General features: G+C 41.1%; 3 protein-coding genes. 1 reads left to right on the top strand and 2 read right to left on the bottom strand.

Going from position 1 to position 5,261, the window contains the following annotated elements:
- On the bottom strand, window positions 1–1,774 hold a 1,774-nt coding region (locus C7B77_RS23410; protein ID WP_106310616.1), incomplete at its 3' end, for a P-loop ATPase, Sll1717 family.
- A 449-nt stretch (window positions 1,775–2,223) separates the two neighbouring features.
- On the bottom strand, window positions 2,224–4,269 hold the full coding sequence (locus tag C7B77_RS23400; protein ID WP_245894348.1) for a S9 family peptidase: 2,046 nt from the start codon (window positions 4,267–4,269) through the stop codon (window positions 2,224–2,226).
- A 304-nt stretch (window positions 4,270–4,573) separates the two neighbouring features.
- On the opposite strand from C7B77_RS23400, the gene C7B77_RS23395 reads away from it, so the two are divergent.
- A partial coding sequence (locus C7B77_RS23395) for an ROK family protein (protein WP_106310609.1) occupies window positions 4,574–5,261 on the top strand: 688 nt, incomplete at its 3' end.

Here is a 5,261-nt window from a genome sequence, read left to right as displayed (position 1 = left end):
CCTCTATAATACGAAAGAGAATATCTTTGTCACCTAGTTTTAAAAGATTTGTGTATTCAATCTTATCAGGCTCACTAGCTTTTTCAATAATATATTTAAAAATATCACTTCTCAAGAAAACAGTAAGGTGAAAATCTATTTCCCGTTGCTTTCCTTTGATCGTGAAAGAGGACAATTCCCTAAATATTTTACCTGTTACACTAAGCAAGCCCAGAATCCATTCACTTTGAAGATCTAACTTGTTGTTTTTCTTCCAAGATTTATCGAGATTATCTATCAATACTACAATTTTCTTTTCTTTGTCAAATAATGATGATAACAGATTTCTTATTTTAGCTAGGATTTTTTCATGTATAATTTCAGCTAGTTTTATTTTAGAATGTGATGAGCTATTACCTTCACTAAGCATATTCGATTGACGAATATCTTCTAACTTTTCTTCCAGTCTATCAGAAAAATCCTTTAGAAATAGCTCTGAATTTTCTTCGACAAATTGCTTAAATTCAAGTTCGTTAGTATTAAGTGCATACAAGGGCTTTGTCTCAATTTTAAGATACACTGATTTTGCAATTTCCGTGTAAATCAAAAATTTCCATACACTTTGAACCAAATAGCCTCTCTCATATTCCTCCGAAGGAACTTGCATAATGTTAACTAGAGAATCTATTTCAAGATTCATAGGTTTTATCAAACAAACATGATTTCTAGCATCTTTCTCTAGCCTGTTTTTCAAGTAATAAAGAGTTGCAGTCTTACCTGTCCCTTTTCTACCAATTACGATATTATAATCATTTTTAATCAATTCATCTAAATTAAATGTTTCAACATAATAGTCTGACAGCTCATCACTTTCATGCTCTGCCAGAAATTCACCAAAGCTAATTCGCTGAAAGTTGGTTATTTGCTTCTTTCTGTCTTGACTTGTTCTTTGCTGCGAATAGTATTCTAGTAGATTATTCTTCAAAGGTTCTAAAAATTCAGAAACTATCTTTTCGCATTGTTTCTTATCTTCATATGTAATTAGAACATTTCTATAATCAACTGGAGCTTCATATGGCTTTTCAGCTAGCATTAATATATCTAAACCATATCCATAAGCTATTCCAGCAACAAGCGAACACTTTGAATTTTGAAGTTCATATCCCTGGCGAGATACGGATGAAAACTCTAACAGAACTGCATTGTTCAAATGCTCTAAATACCATTCAACAGGTTGTACGCTACTTTCTGAAGCATCATCTATGGTACAAGGAATTTTAGAATCTAAAATCTTAGTAGAAATAGCACGACTATATGAAGAATCAAATTGACCTTTGATAAAAAGTAAAGGTTTAATAGAGTTAGAGGATTGTCTTTTTACCTGTTTTTCTTTAACAACAGGTTTCGATATAAAAGAATTAAACGATTCTACTATATCAAGGCTATTTATATATTTCTTATGTCCAGTTGTCGTCAATAGTGAAAGTTCATTATACTTTCTTATTGATTCAGTATGTGAAGAATCCAGTATTAAAAATATAGATTTGTTTTTTGATATCGCATAACCAAGCTCAAAAATAACATTATCACTAAGCCCTGTTAAATCAGCACAGAAATAATCTGCATTATCAATAGCTTTTATGATATCCTCTATTATCGTCTTACCATTGATGGAAAAAATTTTCCACGACGTTAATAATATATCTCCAGTATTATTAATAATTTTAATTGCTTCTTCAATCGAATCACCTGAAGATTTAGGTTGACCACTATAGGCAAAAAAACCTGTTTCCATAATAAAATCTTATAAATTAGCCGCTATAAAGCTGACAATAAATTATCTATTGTTTGATTTGGCTGGATATCTTAGCACACTTGAGAATTTGAATTCTTCAAGGTTTGTCTATTTAGCAAGATTAATTGTTTTCCACAGTTGTTAACTATTATCTATATAATGCCCCTAAAGTTGAGCAGAATATCATATCTAACAATCGAGAGTATTGAGACTCGATCGATAAAGCTCAAGCCTCATGCGGCATAATTATTCACCAGAACTTCAGTAAATCGCTCGGATTCTTGCCCATTCAGGATAATTTGCTGCAAATGATCTACCGTCGTTCGTGAAAAAACGGCTCTCCGGTTTCTTTATCCACACACGCAGATAAATTCTCGATCGTAAAGATTTGCCTGTTGAGTTCGAGTGTATACGTTACCTGGTTTTCAACTTGCTAGGTAAGCTGTCTTTTAAATATTACTCACCTTCTCGAAAACAGTCAGTAAAAAAGTATATTCCAAAGCGATATCTTTGAGATATTCATACCGTCCCGACGCGCCGCCATGCCCAGAATCTAGATTGGTTTTGAGCAAGAGTAAATTATCGTCAGTTTTGAGATCTCGCAATTTTGCCGTCCACTTAGCAGGCTCCCAATAAGTCACGCGCGGATCGTTCAATCCCGCAGTAATTAATAGGTGTGGGTAAGCCTTCGCCTCGACATTATCGTAAGGGGAATAGGAGCGGATATAGCGATAAAACTCCTCATCGGCGGGATTGCCCCACTCATCGTATTCCAACTGTGTCAGTGGTAAATCGGCATCCAGCATCGTATTCAGCACATCTACAAATGGTACTTGAGCGATCGCGGCTTTGAATAATTCGGGTTTGAGATTAATCGTCGCGCCGACTAGCAACCCACCCGCACTACCACCCGCGATCGCAATATTACCCGCGCTGGTATACTTTTCGGCAATTAGATGTTCGGCGCAAGCCACAAAATCTAGAAAGGTGTTTTTTTTCTGTAAGAACTTACCCGACTCATACCAATGTCGCCCCAATTCCGAACCGCCGCGAATATGGGCGATCGCATACACAAAGCCGCGATCGAGTAAACTGAGTCGATTGGTCGAAAATCCTGGATCTAGACTCATCCCGTAAGAGCCGTAGCCATAGAGATAGAGCGGTGCGGTACCATCGCGTTTAAAATCTTGGCGATAAACGATCGAGATCGGCACTTCTACGCCATCGTGAGAATGGGCAAAAATTCGTTCGGAATGATACTGGCTCGGATCGTAACCCCCTGGAATCTCATTTTGCTTAAGAATCGTCTTCGATCGCGAACGCAGATCGTACTCAAATACCGTCATCGGCGAGACTAGCGAGGTATAGCCAAAGCGGAATGTCTGCGTATCGTATTCCGGATTAGTCGCACCAAATACTAGATACGTGGGATCGTCGAATTCTAGATAGTGTGATGTTTGATTCTGGAGATCGATCGCGCGTAATTGTCCTAAACCCTGATAGCGTTCGCTAATAATAAAGTAATCTTTAAATTCATCGAATCCTTCAATTAATCGCTCCGGATCGTGAGGAATATATTCCTCCCAGTACTGCTGCTGTGGTTGCGTTACCAGCGTCCGCACGATCCGGAAGTTCTGGGCGTTGTCATTGGTAATAATGTAAAAATAGCCCTGATGATGGCTGACGCTGTATTCATGCCCCTTCTGGCGGGGTGTGACGATCGAAAAAGTACCGTGCGGATCGTCTGCTGAAACAAAATATTGTTCGCTGGTAATTTTACCGTTAGTTGTGAGGAAGATATAGCGATCGTCACGGGATTTGTCACAACCGACAAAAAACTGCGAATCCCGTTCTTCATAGATTAGTTCATCTCGCTCCGTCGGCTGTCCTATGGTATGCCGATACAGCCGATAAGGGCGCAAGTTTTCATCTAAAACGGTGTAATAAAAAGTCTGGTTATCGTTTACCCACTCTAGCGAGTAATAAGTATTGGCGATCGTTTCGGGTAATAGCTCGCCTGTGTTGAGATTTTTAATCCGCAGCGTATATCTCTCCGAGCCATCGATATCTTCGGCATAGGCTAGGAGTTGATGGTTGGGACTGATGCTAAATGTGCCGAGCTGAAAATAAGGCTTACCTTCAGCCAGTTGGTTTTCATCTAAGATGATTTCTTCAGGACTATTGAGATCGCCTTTTTTGCGGCAATGAATACCGTACTGCTTACCCGCAGCAACTCTGGTGTAGTAGTAATAAGCATCTTTTTTGACGGGTACGCTGTTATCGTCTTCCTTAACTCGCGCTTTTAGCTCTTGAAATAAGCTCTCCCGTAGTTCGGCGTGTGGCTCTAATACTCGCTCTGTGTAATCGTTCTCTGCTGTAAGATATTCCATTACTTGCGGATTGTCTCGATCGCGCAACCAAAAATATTCATCGACGATCGTATCGCCATGAATCTCAATCTGGTGAGCTAGCTTGGCTGCGTGTGGCGGTTGCATAAGCGAGTGAGAGATAAACAGCATCATCTACTAGATTAACGCAAGTTGCTAGTTGTGACCTCAGCGGTTTCTAACCGCTGCTCATGTTGCAAAGTCCGCCTTTGCGGACTAGGATTTTAGTTCGCATAGCTTTTAAACAAGATAAACCCCAGTCCGCGTTCGCGTAGCGTCTCGTAGAGAAGGCGGACTTTGCATCACTAGCGACGACTTCCACTCGTTGTGCTGACTCATGCACCACAGATCGAGATAAAATGCTAGAGCAACATCAGCATTCATCACGTTCTGACCTCTAACCTCTAATTGCATGACAGAAGTAATCGGGATCGACTTAGGCGGTACGGCGATTAAATTAGGACGATTTACTGAAGATGGGACTTGTATTCAGTCATTGACAGTACCGACGCCACAGCCAGCCTATCCCGATGAAACGATCGATATGATGGCTTATGCGATCGAGAAATTAGCCCCAGGATTGGCTAATATTAACGCGATCGGCGTCGGTACACCAGGCCCTGCGGATGCAGCGGGACGGGTGGCGAAGATTGCCATCAATCTTGAAGGGTGGATCGATATTCCGGTGGCGACGCTGATCCAGTCTCGCACGGGCGTACCGACGATCGTTGGTAACGACGCTAATTGTGCGGGACTGGGGGAAAAGTGGCTGGGTGCGGGGCGAAATTATCGCAATGCCGTACTGCTAACTTTGGGCACGGGCGTTGGTGGTGCGGTGTTTCTGAATGGGGCATTATTTACCGGACACGCTGGGAGTGCGGGAGAATTGGGATTGATTGCTTTCGATCCGGATGGGCATCCCTGCAATAGTGGCAATAATGGCTCGCTCGAACAGTTTCTCTCTGGACAAGCGATTCGACGCATGACGGGTAAAGAGCCGAAAGATCTGGGAGTATTGGCCGCAGCAGGCGATCGAGATGCGTTAGAATTTTGGAATAATTACGGGCGAAATCTCGGAATAGGATTGACGAGTATCGTTT

Source organism: Chamaesiphon polymorphus CCALA 037, assembly GCF_003003845.1.
GTDB lineage: Bacteria > Cyanobacteriota > Cyanobacteriia > Cyanobacteriales > Chamaesiphonaceae > Chamaesiphon > Chamaesiphon polymorphus.
The sequence above is the reverse complement of the archived record's forward strand: the minus strand, read 5'-3'. Positions and strand labels throughout refer to the sequence as shown.

Excerpts from the sequence above, each read along its gene's own strand:
- C7B77_RS23400 (WP_245894348.1), bottom strand. The coding sequence starts at position 4,269 with ATGCAACCGCCACACGCAGCCAAGCTAGCTCACCAGATTGAGATTCAT.